The following is a 23,995-nucleotide window of genomic DNA, read 5'->3' on the forward strand; positions in this document are numbered from 1 at the left end:
AAATTGCTGCAATTTTACTTTCATTGGCACAAAAAAAGCCCATCGCAAGATTTAAAAACCTGCGAGGGCTTGATATTCCTTGGAGGTGCCACCCAGATTCGAACTGGGGAATAAAGGTTTTGCAGACCTTGGCCTTACCACTTGGCGATGGCACCACATAATGGAGCGGAAAACGAGACTCGAACTCGCGACCCCCACCTTGGCAAGGTGATGCTCTACCAACTGAGCTATTTCCGCAAAATGGCGACCCGAAGGGGACTTGAACCCCTGACCTCCGCCGTGACAGGGCGGCATTCTAACCAACTAAACTACCGGGCCGCGTTTAGTTATCGCTTGTGACGACAATAGATATTATAGGTGATTAAATCCCTGTTGTCAACCACATTTTCGCCACTTTTTTATCATTTGTTCAATCCAGCCTGTTCCTTTAAATCAAATATTTTCTTTAAGCTCTCGCTATATGGCGCTCTGGCAATTCCAAATTCCGTCACAATACCAGTGATAAGGTCGTTATCCGTCACATCAAAGGCAGGATTATAAACCTTTACCCCATCTGGTGCCATACGCTTTTCATACCACATTTCCGTGACTTCCTCAGGCTTTCTCTGCTCTATCTTAATTTCATTTCCTGTAGGTGTAGCCATATCAATAGTAGCAGTTGGAGCGCACACGTAAAACGGAATGTTATACCGTTTGGCAACTGTTGCCACAATGGAAGTACCTATTTTATTGGCCACATCGCCGTTAGCCGCCACTCTGTCACAGCCCACAAATATAGCATTGACCCAGCCGTTCCGCATAACCATATTGGACATATTATCACAGATAAGGGTCACATCAATGCCAGACTCCTGAAGCTCAAAGGCTGTAAGGCGGGCGCCCTGCAGAAGTGGTCTCGTTTCATCAGCAAATACCCTAAAGCTGTAGCCCTTCTCCTGCCCAACATAAATAGGAGCCGTGGCCGTGCCATACTTTACAGCCGCCAGCTTCCCCGCGTTGCAATGGGTAAGAATACCATCCCCGTTCTTGATAAGAGTCAAGCCATGCTCACCAATAGCACGGCACACCCGAATATCCTCCTCGCGAATTTCCACTGCCTCATCATGAAGGCATTTCACTATTTCCCCCACGCTTTTGGTCTTGTTGGCCAATACCACCTGCTCCATGCGATTCAAAGCCCAAGAAAGGTTTACGGCTGTGGGACGGGCAGAATCCAGATACTCCTTGGCCTTGGCGAACTTTTCATAAAAACCATCAAATTCAGACTCCTGTGCCCCGATTTTCTTGGCTTCGAGATATATACCGATAGCCGCTGCCACACCAATGGCTGGAGCACCACGAACCTGTAGCAGATATATGGCATCCCATATTTCCTTTAAATCAGTTAGTTCCAAAATTTCCGTACTGTATGGCAGCTTGGTCTGGTCAATAATCACCAAAGCACTCTTGGCATCATCCAGCGCCACTGTATCATAATCCATAATTGTTTTATTACTCATAATAACCTCTTATTTATCTTCACCAGGCAACAGCTTTATCTCCTTTGGATATGCCCATTTCTGCAATTCTTCCTTGTCAACATACTCCGGTTCCTTTCCAGGTCCCAAAATAGTCAAGGTATTATAATAAATCTCTGCCAACTCCTCCACATAGGCAGCCTTGGTCAGAGCTTCCTTTATGTCTTTAGCAACAGCTACAGCGCCATGCTTTTCCATAAGTGCCACGTCAGAAATCTGCAAAGGCTTTAGCACCGACTCTGCCAGTGCAGGAGTAGCAGGCCGTCCATAAGGTGCCACAGGAATATAGCCCTCCTTGCAGCCAAGGTGCATTAATTCCGTCACAATGGCAGGAATTGGCTTATTAAGAATAGCGAAGGTAAGGGCAAACTTTGAGTGAGTATGAACCACAGCATTTACATCAGGACGAGCCTCATAAATCTTAAGGTGCATAGTTACCTCACTGGTGGGACGATGCAATGTTTCAGCCTCCACCACCTCGGCATTCATATTCACCACCACAATATCATGATAGGTCATTTCACTACGGTCCATGCCCGTGGGAGTAATGCAGATAAGCCCCGTATCCTCATCGCGAATACTAAAATTGCCGGAGCGATGCTGACAAAGCCCCATTTCTTCTGCCTTAACAGCGCATTCCAGCACCTTTCTCTTTATTTCCTTTAGCACGGCTAAGCCCCCTTTCAATTAAAACAATGACATCTGGTCGCTCTCATCCATACCGTCAAGACAGCCGTGGACTCTGAGTGCCTCAATACTCGTTTTGGTTATGCCGGTTCGCTTCTTCAAATTTTCAATAGAAGAAAATGGACCGGTTTTTCTTTTCTCCACAATGGACTTGGCATCCACACCACCAAGTCCCGTAAGGGTTGTAAACGGTGGCAGAAGGGCATTTTCCTCTGTTACCATCTGGAAGCGGTCTGCCCCGGATTTGTAGAGATCAACCTTTTTCACCTTAAAGCCTCTGATATACATTTCCCAGGCTAGCTGAAGGACAACATAAAGCTCATCCTCCTTGGCATCCCTTTTATCCTTGGCCTCCAGCTCTTCCATTTTTTCCTTGACTGCTTTCTGCCCCTTGGCAATAATATCTGAATCAAAGGCAGCAGCACGAATAGAGAAATAAGCCGCATAATATGCCAACGGATAATGCACCTTACAGAAGGCAATTCGATAAGCCATCATAACGTAAGCCGTTGCATGAGCCCTTGGGAACATATACTTTATCTTCTGACAGGATTCAATGTACCATTCAGGAATGCCAGTCTTACGAAGGGTTTCCACCACCTCTGGCTCAATACCCTTCCCTTTACGAACCCGCTCCATAGTCTTAAAGGCCAACAGTGGCTCTACCCCATTATGCATGAGATACATCATAATGTCATCACGGGCAGCAATGGCGTTCTGAAGGGTACATGTACCAGCCCTAATAAGGTCCTGGGCATTTCCCAGCCATACATCAGTACCATGGGAGAAGCCGGATATGCGCACCAGATCCGAGAAGCAGCTTGGATTGGTGTCCGCAATCATCTGACGGGTAAAATTGGTTCTAAACTCCGGAATACCAAAGGTACCGGAATTAGCCCCCAGCTCCTCCTCCGTCACCCCCAAAGCATTAGTGCAGTTAAATAAGCTCAAGGTTGCCGGGTCATCAAATGGAATAGTCTTAGGATCGCGGTGAGTAAGATCCTCCAGCATTTTAATTACCGTAGGATCATCGTGGCCCAGAATATCCAGCTTAACCAAACGGCTGGAGATGGAATGATAATCGAAATGAGTTGTAATAGTAGCTGATGTGGTGTCATCAGCAGGGTGCTGGAGTGGCGTAAAGAAATGCACATCCATATCACGGGGCACTACCATAATACCAGCCGGGTGCTGGCCTGTGGTACGCTTAACTCCATTACAGCCAATTGCAACCTTGTTAATGTAGGCCTCCCGCTTGGTCTGTCCCTTTTCCTCAAAGTATTTTCTCACAAAGCCATAGGCGGTTTTCTCCGCCACAGTACCAATGGAACCGGCACGGAATACGTTATCCTTGCCAAAAAGCTCCTCCGTGTACTTATGGGCCACTGGCTGGTATTCTCCAGAAAAGTTAAGGTCAATATCCGGAACCTTATCACCATCAAATCCCAAGAATACAGCAAATGGAATCTCATGACCATCCTTTATCATATTCGTACCGCATATAGGACAGTCCTTATCCGGCAAATCGTAGCCACAGCCATAGGAACCATCTGTGATAAACTCACTATGCTTACAGTGTGGGCACCGCCAATGGGGTGGCAGTGGATTTACCTCGGTAATATCCGTCATGGTTGCTACAAAGGATGAGCCAACAGAGCCACGGGAGCCCACCAAATAACCATCTAAATTGGATTTACGCACCAAGCGCTGAGCGATAAGATATAGCACTGAGAAGCCATGGGCAATAATTGGCTTTAGCTCCTGGTCAATTCTATCCTGAACGATTTTCGGCAGCACTTCTCCATACATGCTCTTGGCCTTATTATAGGTCATGGAGGTTATTTCCTCATCCGCTCCCGGAATCATCGGTGAATACAATTCATCCGGAATAGGCTTAAACTTCTCACACATTTCAGCGATTTTTCGTGGGTTGGTAACCACTGCCTCGTATGCTGCTTCTTCCCCAAGATACTGGAATTCTGCCAGCATTTCCTCCGTAGTTCTAAGGAACAAAGGTGGCTGAAAATCCGCATCCTTAAAGCCCTTTCCCTTCATGAGTATAGCACGGTAAATCTGGTCCTCAGGATTAAGGAAATGCACATCACAGGTAGCAATTAACGGCTTATTTAGCTGCTTTGCCAGCTCAGCGACCTTCAAATTTATGTTAATGAGATCATTGTCATCTTTTATGTTAGGAAAATCTTCACTTCTCACAAGGAATTCATTGTTGCCAATAGGCTGGATTTCCAAATAATCGTAAAAATCGGCAATCTTGAGTAATTCCTCATGGCTTTGTCCTGCCACAATAGCCCTTATCAGCTCCCCCGCCTCACAGGCAGAACCAATAATCAGCCCTTCACGATATTCCTGAATAAGCTGTCGTGGCAATCTCGGTGTACGGTGGAAAAAGCGCAGATGAGACATGGTTATCAGTTTATAGAGATTGCGAAGACCGTTAGGATTTTTCGCCAACAAAATAATGTGATTTGCCCGCTTTTGCTCGTAATCCTCTCCTACCAGATAGCCTTCCACGCCATAGATAACCTTTATATTCAGTGGCTTACGTCCAAATACTGTATCCATGGCCTCAGGAAAGGCCTGAACAACACCGTGGTCTGTGATGGCAATGGCCGGCCAACCCCATTTTTCGGCAGTAGTAATCAGCTTTTTGGCAGAAGATACCGCATCCATATTACTCATGGTGGTATGGCAATGAAGCTCCACACGTTTTTCCTCTGCATTATCCTTGCGGCTTTCCACATCCACCAGCAGCACACTATCAGCAAACATTACATAATCGTTATCGTATTTATCATAGCGGACAGAACCCTTTATCTTTATGACACCGCCACCCTTGGCAGCCTTTTTAAGACGGCCGAGAACCTTTTCATAGCCCTCAGTGTCCTTAAAGAAGGCCTTACAGGAAATGCCCTCTGTATTATCCGCCACAGCAAAAAGAAGAATGTTGGTAGTCTGAAAGCTGCGGCCATCCACACCGGCGATAGTGCCCTGAACCACTATATTCTTCATTTCACCTTCTATCTCAGAAATAGGGGTAATTTCACCTATTATAGCCTCACCGTAAACCAGTGGACTATCATCATCGCCAATTGGAATAGCAGCGCGTCTGGAACGGGAAGGTTTATTGGCTGGGCTCTTTTCCCCACTACCGCCAGCAGAAGGAGCTCCACCATAACTACCGCCATAGCCGCCACCACCCTGAGCAGGCTTTGGAGCCGGCGCCTTGGCAGCCTCTAATGCAGCCTGGTACTCCTTTGTTTCGTGAACGGCCTCTTCTACATCAGGAACCTCTATTTCCTCATATACAGGCAAACACTCCAGCTTAATAGGATAGCCGATTACCTTGATACCAGCCTCCTTTAAATCCTGTAAAACATTATGTTCTTCAAGAAGGTATTTGCTGAAATCACCATTTACCTGCAGCAAAATCTTGGATTCTTTATATATGCGGTTGGAGTGCAAAAGGATATGCCGTACCCCCTGATTCTCCTTAGCAACATAATCCACCAGCTTTTCCCAGTTCTGCTCCACAATTTTATCCAGCTTCATGGCTGTCTGATAGATAAATACCTTGGCCACCTGATTCTTTTCCTCCACAAAGGAAGCCACGCGTTCAAGAAGTGATTCCGCAATTTGTGGCATGGTCCAGGCCAGTATCTCCCATGTATTTGTATCTAAAGAAATTTCCACATGACGAATAAAGCCGCCCTTAAGCAGCTCCTCCTCATCATGATTCATTTCCATCCCTCTGGCCAGCTCAAACAATATACGACTGGTCTTTGGGACTATACAGTATTTATCCATAAAAAGCAAAACCCCCGAATACAAATCATCTTTCCTAAATAGTATAACAGAAAAATGATTATAAAAGAGCACAAAAAAAGAATTCGCCGCAAGATTTCTCTTGCGGCGAACTTCTCCTGAAAGGGGAACTATTGAAAAAAGGTATTAATCAAAGCATACCTTATGAGGATTCAAAATGTTGTTTGGATCGAATGCCTTCTTGATTCCCTGCATCAGCTTCATGGACTCCTTAGGGAGGCTTTCCTTCAGATAAGGCTTCTTGGCAAGACCGATACCATGCTCACCGGAAACCTGACCCTTCAGCTCACGAGCCTTGATGTACATGCGCTCCATTGCCTTGCCCAGCATCTCAGCCCACTTCTTGTCATCCATATCATCACGAAGGATGTATACATGGAGGTTACCATCACCAGCATGACCGAAGCTCTTAATGCGGATGCCCATTTCCTTGCGAAGATCATGAACGAACTCAACGAACTCATTTACGCAGCTTCTAGGAACAACTACGTCTACCTCATCCATCATGGTGGTAGAACCCTTAATTGCCTCAAGGAATGCGCCTCTTGCTTTCCAAATTGCCTCTGCACGCTCGTCAGTATCAGCAATCAAGAGGTCAAGTGCGCCCTGCTCCAAGCAGATCTGAGCAACGCTGTCATAATACTTACTGATTTCCTCAACGGAAGCACCATCGAACTTCAGTAAGAGGTAAGCATCAGCCTGGTTATCAGGGAACTTCTTACCGAGGTACTCCTCAGAGTCCATAATAACCTCACGCTCCATAAACTCTACAGCAGTAGGGATAACGTTGGAGCTAACAATAAGAGGTACAGTGCCAATAGCCTGTGCCAAAGTTGGGAATGGAATCAACAGAGAAACATTCTTCTGTGGCAGTGGCAACAGTCTGAGGATTGCCTTAGTAACCAAGCAGAGAGTACCCTCGGAGCCTACAATCAGGTCCTTAAGGTCATAGCCGGAGCTGTTCTTTACAACCTTGCCGCCTACTTCCATGATAGTACCGTCAGCCAGAACTACCTCCAAACCACGTACATAGTCTCTGGTTACACCATATTTAACAGCACGCATACCACCGGCATTAGTGCTGATGTTACCACCAATAGTTGCAGTCTTCTCACCTGGATCAGGTGGATAGAAAAGGCCCTTCTCCTCTACATACTGACCAATTTCCATCAGCAGAACGCCTGGCTCAACAGTGAGGGTCAGATTCTTTTCGTCCAGCTCCAAGAAGTGGTTCATAAGAGTAGTATCAATCATGATACCCTTCTCAACAGCAACAGAGGAACCTACCAGACCAGTACCAGCGCCTCTAGGGGTTACGGCAATATGCTTTTCATTAGCATATCTCATAACCTTGGATGCTTCCTCTGCAGAGGTAATTTTTACTACCATCTCAGGATAGGAAGCGTCAGCACTTAACTCGTCATGACTGTATTCTTCATTAATTTCATCAGCCCAAAGAATGCGCTCACGAGGCACATACTGGCTGATAGCCTCTAAATCGGAAGCATCTAAAACCTTGTATTCGCTCATGCCTTTACACCCTTTCCCTGTTTAACCTGCTCAATGAGCTTTGGAATAACTTCATAAATATCGCCGATAACAGCGTAGTTTGCTACCTTAAAGATGCTAGCATTAGGATCAGTGTTGATAGCAAAGATGTTGTCGGAGTTGTTCATACCAGCTACAAACTGAATTGCACCGGATACACCACAGGTGATAATGAGTCTAGGACGAACGGTACGGCCAGAAAGACCAATCTGATGCTTGGCATCGAGCCAGCCAGCCTCTGCCAATGGTCTGGTGCAGGCAATATCGCCACCCAGGGCATCTGCCAGCTCACGAACCAAATCAAGATCTTCCTTCTTCTTCAAACCACGGCCTGCAACAACAAGGATATCTGCATTTTCAATGCTCTTCTCCTTCTGCTTCTGGGTAATACCCAAAACCTGAGTGCGGGTCTTGAGCTTTTCAGCTGGAACGGAAATCTTAACGATTTCGCCCTTAGCCTCAGCGCTACGCTCAGGAGCATCCATAATCTTATAACGAACGGTAGCCAGCTGAGGTCTGGAGTTTGGAGTCAGAATCTCTGCCATGATGTTACCACCAAATGCAGGACGAATCTGTACCAGATCAGTGTTCTCATGAATGTCCAGAATTGTGCAGTCTGCGGTGAGACCAGTGTTAAATCTGGAAGCAACTCTTGGAGCCAGCTGACGACCTACTGGGGTTGCACCTACCAAGATAGCGGAAGGCTTAATCTCGTTTACGAAGGCCTCAAATGCTGCAGTATAGGACTCCATCTGGAATTCCTTCAGCTCAGGGGCATCTACAACGAATACCTTGTCTACGCCATAATGAAGCAGCTCCTCTGCCTTCTTTTCAATGCCACTACCAATAAAGATAGCATATACAGGATGATTGATCTTCTTTGCAAGCTCTCCGGCTTTACCAAGAAGCTCGAAGGTTACCGGATGAATCTCGCCATTTACATGGTCAACATATACGGTAATACCATTCCATAAAGACTTATCCACAGTCTTTACTTCTTCCTCTACATACTCCATTGCACCAGGCTGGCCCTTCTTTACACAGAGCTTACAGAGCTTACAGCCTGCATTAACTTCCAGCTTGCCATCCTTTTCTTCTAAGGCATTAAAAGGGCAAATGGAAATCATTGCATTAATATCAGTTACTTTGTCCTGATGAACTATCAGTTTTCCCATTGTTAATCCCCCTTATCCTAACAATTTTCTGCTCTTGATTGTACTGTAAATTTTCTCTGCCAATACATCAGCAGGATCATCCCAGGTAACCTGAACCTTGTCGGATGTAGGTGGGAATATACGCTGAACCTGAGTAGCGGAACCATTAAGACCATAGTTGTTCTTGTTCTGGTCTTCCATATCCTTTAAGGTGTACATAACGATCTCGCGATCCTCAGTGTCCTTCTTCTTTAAATAAGATGGAAGGCGTGGCTGTACAATATCCTTCTGAACAGTGATAAGGCATGGGAAGGAAACCTTCAAATGCTCAATATCCTGTGCCATTTCCATATCTACAAGTATATTGTCACCCTCAACGCCTTTAATTTCTTTTACATTACATACGCATGGAATATCCAGCTGCTCGGATACCTCAGGACCAACCTGTGCAGTATCACCATCTGTAGTCTGGAGTCCGCAAAGTATTATATCAAACTTGCCAAATTTCTTGATACCCTGTGCAAGAGTATGTGCGGTAGCCAATACATCAGCTCCGCCGAATGCACGGTCAGATACGATTGCACCAGCATCTGCACCCATTGCATACGCTTCCTTGATAATTGCCTGAGCCTGTGGTGGTCCCATGGTTATTACGCTCACTCGGCCACCGTACTGCTCCTTCAATTTCAGTCCACATTCAAGCGCATACAGATCGTAAGGGTTCATCTTGCTATCTGCGCCGTTACGCTTCAATACTCCGGTAACAGGATCAACCTCTACCTTATTGGAGCCTGGAACCTGTTTGATACAAACCAGAATTTCCATGAATAAATCCTCCTCATACTTTCATTATATAGCTCAGGGTAAGTGGAAAACTTACCCTGAACTTTTCCCCTGATAACAATTATAATACTTTATAGCTTTTCAGCCAACAAATCTGCGATATGCTTTACCTTGATTCCAGTATTCTGGTTATCAAGACCACCGCCAATCTGCATCATACAAGATGGACAAGCAACTACGCAGGTTGTAGCCCCGGTGTTCTTGATATTCTGAACCTTCTCCTCCAGCATAGGGATAGAAACCTCAGAATACTTCATACCGAAGGAACCAGCCATACCACAGCACTTATCGCAGTTCTTCATCTCAACAAGCTCTACGCCTGGAGTTGCATCGATAAGAGCTCTAGGCTCCTCGTAGATGCCAAGACCACGCTTCATGTGGCAAGAATCGTGGAAGGTTACCTTTTCGCCACCAGCAGCTGGCAACAGCTTACCCTGAGCCTTGTATTCTTCAGCTACAAAGCTGGAGAATTCGCGAACCTTTGCACAGAATGCCTTTGCTCTAGGCCCCCATACAGGATCATCTGCAAAGAGCTTCTCATAGGTTTCACTGAGAGTCTCAGCACAGGTTGGGCAAGAAGTAACAATCACATCTGGCTTTACTGATTCAAGAGCTTCGATATTTCTCATTGCAGCCTTCTTACCAGTCTCACGGTCGCCTACACCGAGGATTGGCTTACCGCAGCAGCTCTGAGCCATAGGATATACAACTTCCATACCCAGACTCTGCAATACCTTTACAACATTTTCACCAGTATCAGCAAATACAAAGTCTGTATTACATCCACTGAAGAATGCTACCTTCTTCTTTGCATTGGATGGATTCTTCTTTTCCAGAGCAGGCATCCGGTCACGAATTGACCTTTCAGCAATAGTTGGTAAGCTTCTGCCCTTGGTCATACCAGCAAAGAACAGTGGCAAATGACGGATGAACTTACCAGACTTAAATGGTGCCTGACCAACAGAACCAGCCTTCAAAAGCAGCTTATGGAACAAGCCTCTGTCGTTAAGGACATTATCGAAGAAGGACTTATCCATTGTTGGAGTACCATGCTTCTTAACGTATCTATTTCTCAGTTCATCAATGAGATCTGGAATTGGAATCTTACCAGGACAAACTGTAGTACAGGTCCGGCAACCAATACACAGATCAGAGAACTGACTAAAGTTTTCAATACCATTTAAAAGACCTGTAAGGATTGCACCAATACCACCAGAGTAAATGTGACCATATACGTGACCACCTACCAAGGTCCAGATTGGGCAAACATTAAGACAGGATGCGCAACGTACGCACTGGTAAACCTGCTTCATAACTGGGTCATGGGCAGCTTCCAGACGGCCATTATCCAAAAGGATTACGTACTGCTTTCTGTTCTCCTCTACCCACTTGCCGTCCTTCTTGTACATAACAGGAGTAGGACCATCAACCATTGTCATGTAACTGGTCATCTTCTGGCAGGTACCATTACGAGGCAGCAGACGCAGAATCTTGGCAGCATCCTCTGTCTTAGGAATGAGCTTTTCATAACCTATAAGTACAACATGAATTCTAGGAAGTGTAGTTACCAAACGGGCATTACCCTCATTAGTAACAAGACCGATAGCACCATTTTCGGCAATACCGAAGTTAGCACCGGTGATACCCATATCAGCCTGCAAGAACTCCTGACGCAGAGTCTGACGGGCTTTCTGAATCATGTAAGGAATATCTTCACCAGGAACCTCTTCATTAAGCTCCTTTTCAAACATTTCCGCACACTGATAACGATTCAAGTGAATAGCAGGCATAACCATGTGGGATGGCTTCTGGCCTGCAATAGCAATCATCCACTCACCAAGGTCAGTTTCCTTTACGCGGATATCATTTTCAGTGAAGCATTCATTGAGGTGAATTTCCTCAGATGCCATGGATTTGGATTTAACGACTCTCTTGACACCATTTTCCTTACATATTTTAATAAGGAACTTTTTAACCTCGTCTCCATCCTTTGCTCTGAACACTTCACCGCCACGAGCCTTGACATTGGCTTCGAACTTGTCAGCCAACTCCTCAATATGCTCTACGGCATCAGCCTTCATGCAACGGAGATTTTCACGTAGCTCTTCAATATCCTGGCCTGCATAGGACTTCAGACGGGAACCCGGATACTGATCTGCAAAGCGGGACAGGGCATCCTGCATGATGTTATCTTGCAGTTTTGATTTAATTTCTTTCTTAAGATCACGTGCCATTACTTAGCCCCCCCTTCGTTCTCTACAGCAATGATGATGAGCTTGTTAGGGCCATGAACACCAAGGCTCAATACACGCTCAATATCAGCTGTACGGCTAGGGCCAGTAACAAATCCGCAATAACCCTTCTGGAAAACCTTACCGATAATCTGACAAGCTGAGGTAATGTTTTCTACCATATAATTGGCATTTACAAAAACAACATTCACAAATGGAAGCATACTGGTAACTCTTGCTTCGTATGAATAATTATCAACTACAAGACTTCCAGACTCGCCTACACCGAACTCAGCAGTTGAAATGCCGACATCTGCACTAGGAGCATGTTCAGCAATATCAAACTTTTCAGTGTAAACCTTTGTACCATCCTCACTCAGTCTGGAGTAGATCCCTTTCAATGCAGGGTTTTCATCTCCACCTACAGCAATAATTTCCTTTGGGGCATACTCCTTTAATACTTCCTTGAGTTTTGCCTCACCTGCTGCGTAATCAGCTACCTTATATACCTGAGCAGCTGCAGCTGTGGCATTAGCCTCAAAGTCGGTCCAGTACTTAGCATCTACCAGTCCACTAATAAATGCCTTTTCTGGCCAATTCTCACACACCTTTTCCATTAGATACTCTCCTTTCAGAGAAATTCATCCAACAAAATCGTCAAACCATTTCTATTCAAGTTTTATTATAATATCGTGTAAATCGTCTGTCAATAGGAATAAATAATCTATAATCAATATTAAACTTGATAAAAAAACACTATCTATTGAAAAAATTATTCAGACAATTTTCTATATTATGCTTGATTATTGGGTTCAAATAAAATATAATTATCATAACAATTAAATACGATATTATTTTTTAATAAGCGTATGTGGAAATCATCTTACAAATTGAAGTTCATTCATTTTTAGTGAACAAGCAGACCATTTCTATTCGGCTTAAGTAACATATAATGAAAGATTTCATTATATTATATGAATGAAATGCAAGGAGATGATATATGTGTTAGCACTTGTTGCCGCAATACCAATTATTATTACCATTATTCTTACGGTAGGCGTAAACATGCCAGCTAAGAAGGTTCTTCCAATCGCTTGGCTTTCCATCTGTTTAATCGGTCTTTTCTATTGGCAAATGGATATGCTCCATGTTACCGCGTATACAATTACCGGTTTCCTGGGATCTATTGATACACTGCTGATTATCTTTGGTGCTATTTTACTTATGAACATGCTGAACGAGGCTGGAGCAATGCACAGAATTGAAGCAATGTTCAATGGTATTTCCGAAGATGCCCGTATCCAATTAGTAATTGTAGGTTATGGTCTTTCCGCATTTATCGAGGGTGCTGCAGGTTTTGGTACTCCACCAGCAATCTGCGCTCCACTGCTGATTGGTCTTGGTTTCCCTCCAATGGCAGCAGCTACTGCCTGCCTGATATTGGATTCACCGCCAGTATCCTTCGGTGCTGCCGGTACACCAACCAACTCTGCAGCAGAGATTTTGAAGGACACGCTTCCTACTATTGGTGTAACAGATTTGGAAGCGTGGAAGCTTGACTTATCATGGGCATCCGCTGTTGGTCTTGCAGCAGGAACCTTCTTCGTAATCATGGTTGTTTTGGCCCTGGTTACCAGACAGTACAGCGAGGAGAAATCCTTCTTCAAGCATTCCCTGCCAATGGTTCCATTTGTATTATTCACAACTGTAGTATTTGATGTTGTTTATCTTATCGTTGCAAAATTCATTGGCTCTGAGCTGGTATCTATTTGCGCCGGTGCAGTAACTATATTTGCCACTATCGGTGCTGCCAAGGCTGGTTTCTTGGTACCAGGTAGTACATGGCGTTTCCCTGGTACTGAGAGGAAAACTGAGACTAAGGCCGATACTAACGATGATAAGCCTTCCATGTCCCTCTTAAAGGCTTGGACTCCTTATCTTCTCATTGCTCTTTGGTTGGTACTTACCAGAATTCCAGAAATTGGTCTCAAGGGTATTATTACCAGCTTTGTATTCTCCATGAACAATATCATGGGTGTTGAAGGTGCCGGCTTTGCCATGAAATACTTCAACAACCCTGGTTTATTCCCATTCGTATTAGTTGTATTAATTTCTATACCTTTCTATGGACTTAACGCAACTCAGGTTAAGGGTATCGTAAAGAAATCCTACAATCAGCTTTACGGTGCTACCATCGCCCTGCTCTTCGGCTTTGCAATGGTATACATTTATCGTTACTCCAATGCTAATCCACTTGGTTGGGATTCCATGCTGGTATCCATGGCAAAGGGTATGGCTGATTTGGCAGGTGCCAATTATGTATTCGTTGCACCATTCATTGGTACCATCGGTGCATTTATGTTTGGTTCCAACACAGTATCCAATATCATGTTTACCCCACTCCAGTTCGAGACTGCAACCATCCTGAATATACCTCAGGTATTTATCGTTGCCCTCCAGAACCAGGGTGGTGCTATTGGTAACATCGTCTGCATCAACAACATCGTTGCCGTTTGTGCGACGACGGGTATAATAGGTGCGGAAGGTAAGCTTATAAAAGCTGCTTCCCTGCCGTGGGTAGTCTGGTACATAGTGCTGATGGCTGCAATGCTTGGTGCAGTAGCATTTGGAATTATTTAACCCCAGTTAGTAAAAGCAATCTTTAGTTAGTGGGTGGTCTGCCACCCCGACAGACCACTTATTAAATATTCCCTTTATCTAACAACCCAAATAAAAACTCGCTGTCTCCCCGACAGCGAGTTTTTATTTGCGAACGTATAATTACTTCATAAGCATTACACATAAATATAGGGAAGGCTATATTCGGAGCGCTCTCGCTCACTATTTCACATAACGGATACTAAGTTCGTCCTTCGCTTTCAGCTTGGATTCACTAAGTACCGATATGAAATGCCTCCGAATATGTGACACTTCCCTATTTATTATTCAACTAAGCTTTATGCTTCAGTGGTAGCTGGCTTGTTGCTGTTGCCAGATTTCTTGCTTTCCGAAATATTACGCATGGTTACCCACAATGGGCTTGCGATGAAGATTGAGGAATAACAGCCGCTGAAGAAGCCGCACAGCAGTGCAAAGGCGAAATCCTTGGTGGTATCGCCACCGAACCAGTACAGTGCAAAGGTTGTAAACAAGCAGGTAAACACGGTGTACAGGGAACGGGTCAAGGTCTGGTAAATACTGCGATTTGCCAGTTCAAATAAGTCACCGCCACGGCGGAAGTGGAGCTTCAAGTTCTCTCTGATACGGTCGAAAATTACGATGGTATCATTAATTGAATAACCTACGATAGTCAGGATTGCTGCCACAAAGGAGCTGTCCACCTGCTTCTGGGTGAATGAGAAGATACTCAGTACAATAAGAATATCATGCACCAGAGCAAGTACCGCAGATACACCGAAACGCCACTCAAAACGGTAAGAAACATACATGATGATCAGTACCCAGGAAATCAGGGTTGCCATAACAGCATCCATAATGAGCTCGCCACCAATGGTAGCACCTACTTTCTCCTCACGGAGAACAGTGTAGTCACCCACATCTTCCTTCAATGTTGCCATAACAGCCTTACGATCATTTTCCTCCAAATCAATGGTACGGATCATAACATCCTTGGAGGCCTCTACGTTAGTAACATCACCAGAAAGCTGAATTGTAGCATTATCCAAGTTGTACTTTCTCAGTGAATCACGAATTTCCGGAAGAGTAACTTCCTTTTCAAAACGCATATCAATGATGGTACCACCAGTAAAATCAATACCAAAGTTAAAGCCATTGGTAAACATACTGAAAATACCAGGAATAATTATGAGCAGGGAAATAGCGAACCAAATCTTGGAACGGCGCATGATATCAAATGGAATCTTCACCTGCTGTTCAACAGTCTTCTTAGCCAAGCTTGGTCACCTCCTCCTTCTCCTTTGCCACATTGGTCAATCCATAACCATAAATGGCAGGATTTTTAAAGAGCTGTGCTGCGATCAGATTCTTACACATAAACTGGGTAAGGGTAATAGCTGTAAACATGGACAGTACAACACCAAGACCAAGGGTAATTGCAAAGCCCTTGATACTTCCTGTACCAAAGCAGAACAGCACTGCAGAGGCGATGATAGTAGTAATATTGGAGTCGAAAATTGTGGTAAAGGCACGCTCAAAGCCTGCATCCATAGCAAGTCGCATGGTTTTACCCACACGGAATTCTTCCTTAAAATGCTCAAATATAAGCACGTTGGCATCTACCGCCATACCAATTGACAGGATAATACCAGCTACACCTGGAAGTGTAAGGGTTGCATCCAGCATCTTTAAGCTAAAGAGCAAAATAATAACATAAGCCATCAATGCAATATCTGCAATAAGACCTGGCAAACGATAGAACAAAATCATAAAGAGAACTACGGCACCGAGGCCAATAGCAAAGGCATAAACGGATTTATCCTTGGAGTCCTGACCAAGGGAAGGACCTACAGTACGGGTTTCAATGATGTTAACCTTTACTGGCAGAGAACCACTTCTCAGGAGAATTGCCAGATTGTGGGCTTCCTCCAAGGTCTTGTTACCAGTAATAACAGCCTTGCCGCCCATAATAGGCTCATTTACACGTGGATTTGTAAGTACCTCGCCATCCAAAAGAATAGCAATGTTGCGGCCCACATTCTTGGTGGTCAAATCAGCGAATTTCTCGCCGCCTTCAGGGCTGAATTCCAGCTCAACCAAGTTCTGGCCCTGCTGGTCAGTCTGCTCACGGGCATCCTTCAGATCAGTACCAGTAAGAACTGTCTCGCCCTTGTCGTTCTTGAATTCCAGCATTGCGGTCTTACCAATCACCTGAATTGCCTTATCAGGATCCTTGATACCAGGCAGCTCAATGATAATACGGCGCTCACCCTGACGCTGTACAATAGGCTCTGCCAGACCTAACTCATTAACTCGTTTTTCCATGATTCGTACTACACGATCCATGGCATCACCATTTACAGGTGCTTCCGGGGTGTCTTCAGCTTCCAGAACTACATGGGTACCACCCTGCAGGTCAAGGCCCTGTCTGATGGACTTTGCCAAAGGACCAACGAAGGTGAAGAAAACACCAACGATGATAACAATAGCAGCCAGAAGCTTTAATAAACTATCCTTTCTCAACTACTTTATCCTTCTTTCGAATTATTTATTTGGAACATTTTATAATTCCATTATGTGTAAGAAGATAATCCACGGGAATATCATGGTCCATAACCTTAATTTCATCCATAAGCTGACACTCATAGGCCACTGCCACCAATGCAGCATTTCGAACCTTCTTAAGGAATATGTCATAAAATCCACCGCCCAGACCAAGACGATGTCCCTCTTTGTCAAAGGCCGCACCGGGAACCACCACGAAATCAATTTCCACAGGATTTACTTCGTGATAATTATCCACGCTTACAGAAGGAATATCCCAATAACCAGGCTTCAGCTCATCTAAGCTGTTCAGTCTGGCAGCTGTCATAATGCGGGTCTTTGGCTCAGCAATATATGGAACGCAGAGCTTCTTCCTATCTGCCAGCACCTGGTTCAATATTTCCCTGGTCTGAACTTCATCTTCCACTGAAACATAACAAAAAACGCAGGAGGCTTGTTTATACAGCTCAAAATCCCTAAGCTGCTTAAATATCCCATGGCTTTCAGCCACCCGCCTTTCCGGGCGCATGGCCCGTCTTTTAATAAGAGCTGTTTTTCTAAGCTCTTTTTTCAAAAGATTAAGGTCTTTCTCCATTATTCCTTATCCTTTGCGTCATCCAAATCGGTCTTTTCCGCAGTGTCATTATTGGCAGGAGTTCCGGACATAAGCTCCTTACGCTCCTCCTCACTGCCCACAATAGCTGTAGCAATCATGGACTTGGCAACTTCAATTACCACGCCCTCAGCGACCTCCAGCATAATGGTGGCCTCCTTGACCATATCCACTTTGCCATAAATGCCGCCCCGGGTTACCACCCTAGTACCGCGCTTCAGCTTGGACACCATATCCTGCTGCTTTTCCTGCTGTTTCTTCTGAGGACGATAAAGCAGCACATAAAACAGGATAACCATCAAAATGACCGGTGCTGCTCCACCAAGTCCGAAGAAATCTTCCCCCATCATATTACCCCCTTAATCTGCTATTTTGCAGAATAATTAATTGCAGCTATGGGACTTTGCCCCATAGTTATAATTGTCGAGGAAATTACGGCGGAACTCACCAAATCTTTCCTCAATAATTGACTGACGCATCTCATGCATAAATCTCTGTAAGAACCGTAGATTATGCAATGAAAGAAGTCTTAAGCCGAATATCTCATTGGCACGAACCAAATGACGGATGTATGCACGACTGAAGTTACGGCAGGCATAACAGTCACAGCCCTCCTCAAGAGGTCTGAAATCGCTGGTAAATTCAGCATTTTTCATTACCAGTCTGCCATTCCAGGTCATAGCAGTACCATTTCTGGCCACCCGTGTCGGGAATACACAGTCAAACATATCAATACCATGCATAACGCCTTCCACCAAACAATCAGGTGTGCCAACACCCATAAGGTATCTTGGCTTATCCTTTGGCAGCTGCTCTACTGTATGGTCAAGCATCTCATACATGAGCTCCTTAGGCTCCCCTACGCTGAGGCCACCTACGGCATAGCCTGGGAAATCCATCTCCACCAGCTCATTTACGCTGCGGGTACGGAGGTCCTTGTACATACCACCCTGAACAATACCAAATAGTCCCTGATGTGGGCTGGTCATAACCTCCTTACAACGCTGTGCCCAGCGGGTTGTTCTGGCTGTAGAAGCCTTGGCATAATCATAATCAGCCGGGTAAGGAATGCACTCATCAAATGCCATAACTATATCAGAGCCTAAATCCATCTGAACTTTCATGGATACCTCAGGAGACAGGAACTTCTTGGAACCGTCAATATGTGAACGGAAGGTAACCCCCTCCTCAGTAATCTTGCGAAGATCTCCAAGACTGAACACCTGGAAGCCACCGCTATCCGTAAGAATAGCACCATCCCAGTTCATAAACTTATGAAGCCCGCCGGCCTCACGAACCAAGTCGGAACCCGGACGCAAAAACAGATGGTATGTATTACTGAGAATAATCCCAGCCCCCATATCATGAAGCTCCTCAGGAGAAACGCCCTTTACAGAGGCCTGTGTTCCTACAGGCATAAATATAGGCGTTGGAAAGCTGCCATGAGGTGTATGAATTATACCTGCCCTGGCACCAGTAGCTGGGTCCTGCTTTATTAATTCATAGGTTATAGCTGGCAAATAATCGCCTCGCTTTCATTAGTATTTTCACAGTGTTTAGATAAGTAATTCATTAAACACTCTAACTGAAATATCATAACATAAAAAGCCTGTTCTTTCAACAATAGTCAAAAGAACAGGCTTCTGTACAACGAAAATCTTATGCTTCCCTATAGGGAGTAAGAATAATCATGGCAATGGACAAAAATACTGGTACTATGCTAATCAAAAGGGCGGTTTCAAGACCGATATAATCCCCCAATACAGCAGTAACTGCCGCACCAATACTGCCAATACCATAGCAAAGGCCCATCATCATGCCGCTGGCCACCCCGATAAACTGAGGCATCAGATGACCAGTCCATACTATAGAGCTTGGCTGTGGTGCCATCAAAAGGGCCCCAGCCAAAAACAGGGCAATGATAGCTACCATACTGTCATTTGGCATCAAAAAGAAATAGATAACAGGAGCCAATGATAAAATCAATGAATAGGCCATTACTTTTTTATGATTGGTTCTGTCCCCTATCTCACCGCCAAATAAACCTCCAAGAGCCGAACCCACCAGAAAGACTCCCAAAAGAGTACCTGACATTACAGGAGATATTCCCTTGCTTTGCATGAGCAGAGGCAGAAATGTAACCACACATACATGGGTCCAGCACCTAAACCCCATAGCCAAATTCAACCGCACCACATCTATATTCCGCAGAATGCTCTTAAAATCAGTTTCCACGGCTTCATCAGATGGCTTTTGACTTCTGGATGGCAGATTCCACAAATTAGTAAAAACGTATGCTGCCGCCAGTAAAACACCTGGAATAATCAACACTGGCAAGCTCTCCAGAGGATAGCGATCTAAAAAGGCTACCACTAACACAGGAGCCAGGGCGAAACCAATATTGCCCCCAGCCACATAAAAGGACACGGAACGGCCCATGTTCATCTTGCTGCTGACCTTCCTTAGAAGGGATGTACCTAAAGGATGATAAGCGGACACGGCCACTCCCAAAAGGGCGCACAACAAAAACAATACAGGCTTATTAGGAGCATAGCCAACAACACACATAAACACCCCGGCCAGAGACACCGCATATACCATGGTCTTGCTAAAATTATGCTTATCAAAAAAATAGCCGAAAATAGGCTGTAATAGATTGGAAGTTATGGACAGCACCATAACCAAAAGGCCGCACATGGTAAGGGACATATCCATTCGCACCATGATTATTGGCAAAAGCACCGGGAGAAAATTATTATAGAAATCAACCATAAAATGACCCCCGGCCAGAAGAAATACCCCCGCCTTAGGTCCACATTTTATCTCGCCCATAAAAATAACCTCAACTTTCTAGTTATCCGATGCTTATCTGGTTTTGACACAGTCATCCCCAAGAATTTCCTTCAGCAGAGAAATAGCTTCCTCTGAACCATCAATCCACATAGCCCGCTCTGTCTTAATAACCTTCTTGCGGTCTGAATAATAAATATATACGATATGATCTCCCTGATGAGTAGACAGTACATCCTTCACTGCCTTAAACACTGCCTCATTTTCATGGGCAGCACTAATGGCAATGTATATGTCCGGCTTATAATCCTTCAGCAGACAAACCCTATCCGCCAAAACCTTTATTCCATCATCAGTAAAGTTTACCTTACCAGCCACCATAACAGCAGAATCAGGCTCCAGGGCATTGACACATTGATAGAAAACCTTTGGGAACACCACCACTTCAATGGAATGGGAGAAATCCTCCACCTCTGCAAAGCACATGGTATCACCTTTTTTCGTGGCAATACGCTTGGCACTTACCACCATGCCCCCCAGCTTCACCGTCTTGCCGTCTCTTACCTTCCCGGCCAAAATATCACTTATGCGAGTGAAACCATTAAGAACATCAGAATACTCATCTAATGGATGGCCTGTAATATAAAAGCCCGTGATTTCCTTTTCCCACATGAGCATTATGCTGCGATCCACCTCAGGAATATCCGGAAGCTTGACCTCAGTAACGTCATTTAAAACCTCATCATCAAAGAGTCCCATCTGTCCTGTGGCCTTGTCCTTTTGTGACACAGCCGCCGCATCTACAGTTTTGGACAACACCTCCAAAAGCTGTGAACGTCTTGCGCCAATAGAATCAAAAGCACCGCATTTAATAAGGCTTTCAATAACTCGCTTATTAATGGTACGCATATCAATACGAAGGCAAAAATCAGTGAGTGATGTAAATGGTCCTCCATTGCTGCGTTCTTCTTCCAGGTTCTGCAAAGCGGCATCACCAACATTTTTTACTGCAGCCAAACCAAAGCGAATGGCATTGCCATCAACACTGAAGTTTACCGAGCTGGCATTTATATCAGGTGGCAGCACTGCAATACCCATACGACGGCACTGCTCAATATATACGCTTACTTTGTCGGTGGTATCCATAACACTGGTAAGCATTGCCGCCATGAATTCCTCTGGATAATTGGCCTTTAAATAAGCTGTCTGCCAAGCCACATAGGCGTAGGCCGCACTATGGGACTTATTGAAGCCATAGTCTGCAAAGTGAGTCAGCAAATCAAATATCTTATTGGCCAGGTCAGCATCAATACCATTGCTATCACAGCCCTTAAGGAAATTTTCCTTCTGGGCCATCAAAATAGCCGCTTTTTTCTTACCCATGGCACGACGGAGAAGATCCGCCTGTCCCAAGGTAAACCCAGCCAGCACCTGTACTATCTGCATTACCTGCTCCTGATAGAGCACCACGCCAAAGGTTTCCTTAAGAATAGGCTCCAGCAGTGGGTGCATATAAGTTACTTCCTTTGTTCCATGACGGCCGGCAATAAAGTCATCCACCATGCCGCTGCCCAAAGGCCCCGGACGATAAAGAGCCACCAGCGGAATAAGGTCTGTAAAGCCCTCTGGCTTAAGCTCCTTAATGATATTGGTCATGCCGCTGGATTCCATCTGGAACACAGCCCCAGTAAAGCCCTTACAAAGCATTTCAGAGGTTTTCTTATCCACCAGAGGAATGGTTCTTAAATCCACATCCACTCCCCGATTTTTTTTGATATTTTTTATGGCATCATCAAGAACCGTAAGGGTACGAAGGCCCAGGAAATCCATTTTCAGAAGTCCCAGCTCCTCCACATGGTCCTTGTCGTACTGGGTAACCAGTGTGCCGTCAGTCATCATTACAGGAAGATAATCTGTAAGAGGATTACGGGCAATCACAATACCCGCCGCATGGGTTGAGGAATGTCTTGGAAGCCCCTCCACTCCCATGGCAAAATCCAGCAGACGATGAACTTCCTCAGATTCATCATAAAGAGCCTTCAGCTCCTTGGTAGTATCCAAAGCCTTCTGAATGGTTATACCAAGCTCTGAAGGTACCAGCTTGGTGATCTTATTCATCTCACTGAAAGGCATATTCAGTGCACGGCCCACATCCTTGATAGCGCCCTTGGCAGCTAAAGTACCAAAGGTAACAATCTGGGCCACATGATCCTCACCGTAGCGGCGTTTTACATACTCAATGACCTCTTCGCGGCGCACATAACAAAAGTCCACGTCTATATCAGGCATGGTTACGCGCTCAGGGTTGAGGAAGCGCTCAAAGAGCAGGGAATATTTAAGTGGGTCAATATCCGTAATCCCCAGCAAATAGGCTACAATACTGCCTGCCGCCGAGCCTCGACCCGGACCAACGGGAATATTCTCGCTGCGAGCATAATTTATAAAATCCCATACAATAAGAAAGTAGCTGTCAAAGCCCATGGTATGAATAACCCCAAGCTCGTACTCCAGACGATCACGGACTTCCTTGGTTTCCTCAGAATAATGGGATGAAAGGTTATCCTCACACAGCTTTCTCAGATATTGCTCGTCCGTCATCCCCTCCGGCAATGGGAACAGTGGCAAATGGCGATTTTCAAAATCAAACTCCACATGACAGCGCTCAGCAATTTTTACCGTATTTGACATAGCCTCAGGGTATTCAGGGAAAAGCTGGGCCATTTCATCAGGGCTCTTAAGATAGAACTCCTGACCAAAAAACTTCATGCGGCTGGGATCATCCACGGTTTTGCTCATCTGAATACAGAGAAGAATATCGTGGAACTCACTGGCCTCACGGGTCAGATAATGGGCATCATTTGTAGCCACCAAACCGATATTGTACTTTTGGGCAAGCTCAATAAGTCCCTTGTTGGCCTTAACCTCCTGCTCCATGCCGTGGTACTGAATTTCAATAAAGAAATTATCCTGGCCAAAAATCTCCAGATAATCCTGCAAGGACTTTTCCGCCCTGTCCATATCGCCACGGAGAATCCAGGAAGGAATTTCCCCCGCAATACAAGCGCTAAGGCAAATAATTCCCTCATGATACTGACGCAGCAGCTCTTTGTCTATACGGGGCTTGTAATACATGCCCTCAATATTGGCCTTGGAAACCAGCTGTACCAGATTCTTGTAGCCAGTTTCATTTTCAGCCAGCAAAATAAGGTGATAGTACTTAGTACCATCCACCTCAAAATTCTCCCGACGATCCCGGGGAGCCATATAAACCTCGCAGCCAATAACAGGATTTATTCCCTCCGCCTTGGCAGCCTTATAAAAATCAATTACGCCAAACATATTGCCATGGTCAGTAATGGCCAGGTGTTTCATCCCCAGCTCCTTGGCCCGCTTCACCAATGGCTTTATTCTGTTTGCACCATCCAGCAGACTATACTCAGTATGAACATGCAAATGGGCAAATGGTATATTATTCTCAAGCATACTTTCTTCCACGCTTAATCCTCCACAGTTTTACTCATTTTTATATTATACCCTATATGTGCATATTTTTCCCTCTTTATTTATGATCTCAAAAGGCAACTCCCT

16 protein-coding genes and 3 tRNA genes are annotated in these 23,995 nt (G+C 44.9%); 1 reads left to right on the top strand and 18 read right to left on the bottom strand.

Annotated elements, in window-relative coordinates; translation table 11 throughout:
• Nucleotides 1-80: 80 nt before the first annotated feature.
• The 11 genes from T355_RS0100725 to T355_RS0100775 form a co-directional block, all read right to left on the bottom strand.
• Nucleotides 81-155: transfer RNA gene (locus T355_RS0100725), tRNA-Cys, on the bottom strand.
• A 6-nt stretch (nucleotides 156-161) separates the two neighbouring features.
• Nucleotides 162-237: transfer RNA gene (locus T355_RS0100730), tRNA-Gly, on the bottom strand.
• A 4-nt stretch (nucleotides 238-241) separates the two neighbouring features.
• Nucleotides 242-318 (bottom strand) — tRNA-Asp (locus T355_RS0100735).
• An 83-nt stretch (nucleotides 319-401) separates the two neighbouring features.
• Nucleotides 402-1,499 carry an S-methyl-5-thioribose-1-phosphate isomerase gene (gene mtnA, locus T355_RS0100740; RefSeq protein ID WP_027396066.1) on the bottom strand — a complete coding sequence of 366 codons (1,098 nt, stop codon included), beginning with the start codon at nucleotides 1,497-1,499 and terminating at the stop codon, nucleotides 402-404.
• A 9-nt stretch (nucleotides 1,500-1,508) separates the two neighbouring features.
• Nucleotides 1,509-2,186: a class II aldolase/adducin family protein gene (locus T355_RS15215; RefSeq protein ID WP_027396067.1), complete on the bottom strand. Its 678-nt coding sequence runs from the start codon at nucleotides 2,184-2,186 to the stop codon at nucleotides 1,509-1,511.
• Nucleotides 2,187-2,204: 18 nt separating this feature from the next.
• Nucleotides 2,205-6,029, bottom strand: a complete 3,825-nt coding sequence (locus T355_RS0100750) for a PolC-type DNA polymerase III (RefSeq protein WP_027396068.1) — start codon at nucleotides 6,027-6,029, stop codon at nucleotides 2,205-2,207.
• Between the two features lie 144 nt (nucleotides 6,030-6,173).
• Nucleotides 6,174-7,577 carry an FAD-binding oxidoreductase gene (locus tag T355_RS0100755; protein WP_027396069.1) on the bottom strand — a complete coding sequence of 468 codons (1,404 nt, stop codon included), beginning with the start codon at nucleotides 7,575-7,577 and terminating at the stop codon, nucleotides 6,174-6,176.
• The gene (locus tag T355_RS0100760; protein ID WP_027396070.1) at nucleotides 7,574-8,770 is read right to left on the bottom strand and encodes an electron transfer flavoprotein subunit alpha/FixB family protein; all 1,197 of its coding nucleotides are present in this window, start codon (nucleotides 8,768-8,770) and stop codon (nucleotides 7,574-7,576) included. Before T355_RS0100760 ends, T355_RS0100755 begins: the two co-directional genes overlap by 4 nt.
• Nucleotides 8,771-8,782: 12 nt before the next feature.
• Complete coding sequence (locus tag T355_RS0100765; protein WP_027396071.1) at nucleotides 8,783-9,574, bottom strand: electron transfer flavoprotein subunit beta/FixA family protein; 792 nt, start codon at nucleotides 9,572-9,574, stop codon at nucleotides 8,783-8,785.
• A gap of 89 nt (nucleotides 9,575-9,663) precedes the next feature.
• Nucleotides 9,664-11,826, bottom strand: coding sequence for an L-lactate dehydrogenase (quinone) large subunit LdhH (gene ldhH / locus T355_RS0100770; RefSeq protein ID WP_027396072.1), 2,163 nt, complete (start codon nucleotides 11,824-11,826; stop codon nucleotides 9,664-9,666).
• Nucleotides 11,826-12,440: a LutC/YkgG family protein gene (locus tag T355_RS0100775; protein WP_027396073.1), complete on the bottom strand. Its 615-nt coding sequence runs from the start codon at nucleotides 12,438-12,440 to the stop codon at nucleotides 11,826-11,828. Before T355_RS0100775 ends, ldhH begins: the two co-directional genes overlap by 1 nt.
• 385 nt (nucleotides 12,441-12,825) lie before the next feature.
• On the opposite strand from T355_RS0100775, the gene T355_RS0100780 reads away from it, so the two are divergent.
• On the top strand, nucleotides 12,826-14,463 hold the full coding sequence (locus tag T355_RS0100780; RefSeq protein ID WP_027396074.1) for an L-lactate permease: 1,638 nt from the start codon (nucleotides 12,826-12,828) through the stop codon (nucleotides 14,461-14,463).
• Nucleotides 14,464-14,780: 317 nt separating this feature from the next.
• On the opposite strand, the gene secF is transcribed toward T355_RS0100780, so the two are convergent.
• The 7 genes from secF to T355_RS0100815 form a co-directional block, all read right to left on the bottom strand.
• Complete coding sequence (gene secF, locus T355_RS0100785; protein WP_027396075.1) at nucleotides 14,781-15,704, bottom strand: protein translocase subunit SecF; 924 nt, start codon at nucleotides 15,702-15,704, stop codon at nucleotides 14,781-14,783.
• 25 nt (nucleotides 15,705-15,729) lie between these two features.
• Entirely contained in the window at nucleotides 15,730-16,983 is a 1,254-nt protein-coding gene (gene secD / locus T355_RS0100790; RefSeq protein WP_027396076.1) for a protein translocase subunit SecD, read from the bottom strand.
• Nucleotides 16,984-17,008: 25 nt separating this feature from the next.
• Nucleotides 17,009-17,599: a 5-formyltetrahydrofolate cyclo-ligase gene (locus T355_RS0100795; RefSeq protein WP_027396077.1), complete on the bottom strand. Its 591-nt coding sequence runs from the start codon at nucleotides 17,597-17,599 to the stop codon at nucleotides 17,009-17,011.
• Nucleotides 17,599-17,967: a preprotein translocase subunit YajC gene (gene yajC / locus T355_RS14570; RefSeq protein ID WP_081777568.1), complete on the bottom strand. Its 369-nt coding sequence runs from the start codon at nucleotides 17,965-17,967 to the stop codon at nucleotides 17,599-17,601. Before yajC ends, T355_RS0100795 begins: the two co-directional genes overlap by 1 nt.
• A 33-nt stretch (nucleotides 17,968-18,000) precedes the next feature.
• A complete protein-coding gene (tgt, locus tag T355_RS0100805) occupies nucleotides 18,001-19,137 on the bottom strand; it encodes a tRNA guanosine(34) transglycosylase Tgt (protein WP_027396078.1) in 1,137 nt (378 codons plus the stop codon).
• Between the two features lie 139 nt (nucleotides 19,138-19,276).
• Complete coding sequence (locus T355_RS0100810) at nucleotides 19,277-20,449, bottom strand: MFS transporter (RefSeq protein ID WP_051555290.1); 1,173 nt, start codon at nucleotides 20,447-20,449, stop codon at nucleotides 19,277-19,279.
• Between the two features lie 33 nt (nucleotides 20,450-20,482).
• Nucleotides 20,483-23,890 (bottom strand): DNA polymerase III subunit alpha, encoded by a 3,408-nt coding sequence (locus tag T355_RS0100815; RefSeq protein ID WP_037329655.1) that lies wholly within the window; start codon nucleotides 23,888-23,890, stop codon nucleotides 20,483-20,485.
• Nucleotides 23,891-23,995: the final 105 nt, after the last annotated feature.

It is taken from the genome of Anaerovibrio lipolyticus LB2005, assembly GCF_000621545.1.
Taxonomy (GTDB): Bacteria; Bacillota; Negativicutes; order Selenomonadales; family Selenomonadaceae; genus Anaerovibrio; species Anaerovibrio lipolyticus_A.

Bases quoted from the DNA above. Each gene is read 5' to 3' on its own strand.
- T355_RS0100755 (WP_027396069.1), bottom strand. From the start codon at position 7,577: ATGAGCGAATACAAGGTTTTAGATGCTTCCGATTTAGAGGCTATCAGC.
- ldhH (WP_027396072.1), bottom strand. From the start codon at position 11,826: ATGGCACGTGATCTTAAGAAAGAAATTAAATCAAAACTGCAAGATAAC.
- T355_RS0100760 (WP_027396070.1), bottom strand. From the start codon at position 8,770: ATGGGAAAACTGATAGTTCATCAGGACAAAGTAACTGATATTAATGCA.
- T355_RS0100795 (WP_027396077.1), bottom strand. From the start codon at position 17,599: ATGGAGAAAGACCTTAATCTTTTGAAAAAAGAGCTTAGAAAAACAGCT.
- T355_RS0100775 (WP_027396073.1), bottom strand. From the start codon at position 12,440: ATGGAAAAGGTGTGTGAGAATTGGCCAGAAAAGGCATTTATTAGTGGA.
- T355_RS0100750 (WP_027396068.1), bottom strand. From the start codon at position 6,029: ATGGATAAATACTGTATAGTCCCAAAGACCAGTCGTATATTGTTTGAG.
- T355_RS0100765 (WP_027396071.1), bottom strand. From the start codon at position 9,574: ATGGAAATTCTGGTTTGTATCAAACAGGTTCCAGGCTCCAATAAGGTA.
- yajC (WP_081777568.1), bottom strand. From the start codon at position 17,967: ATGATGGGGGAAGATTTCTTCGGACTTGGTGGAGCAGCACCGGTCATT.
- mtnA (WP_027396066.1), bottom strand. From the start codon at position 1,499: ATGAGTAATAAAACAATTATGGATTATGATACAGTGGCGCTGGATGAT.
- T355_RS0100810 (WP_051555290.1), bottom strand. From the start codon at position 20,449: ATGGGCGAGATAAAATGTGGACCTAAGGCGGGGGTATTTCTTCTGGCC.
- T355_RS0100815 (WP_037329655.1), bottom strand. From the start codon at position 23,890: ATGCTTGAGAATAATATACCATTTGCCCATTTGCATGTTCATACTGAG.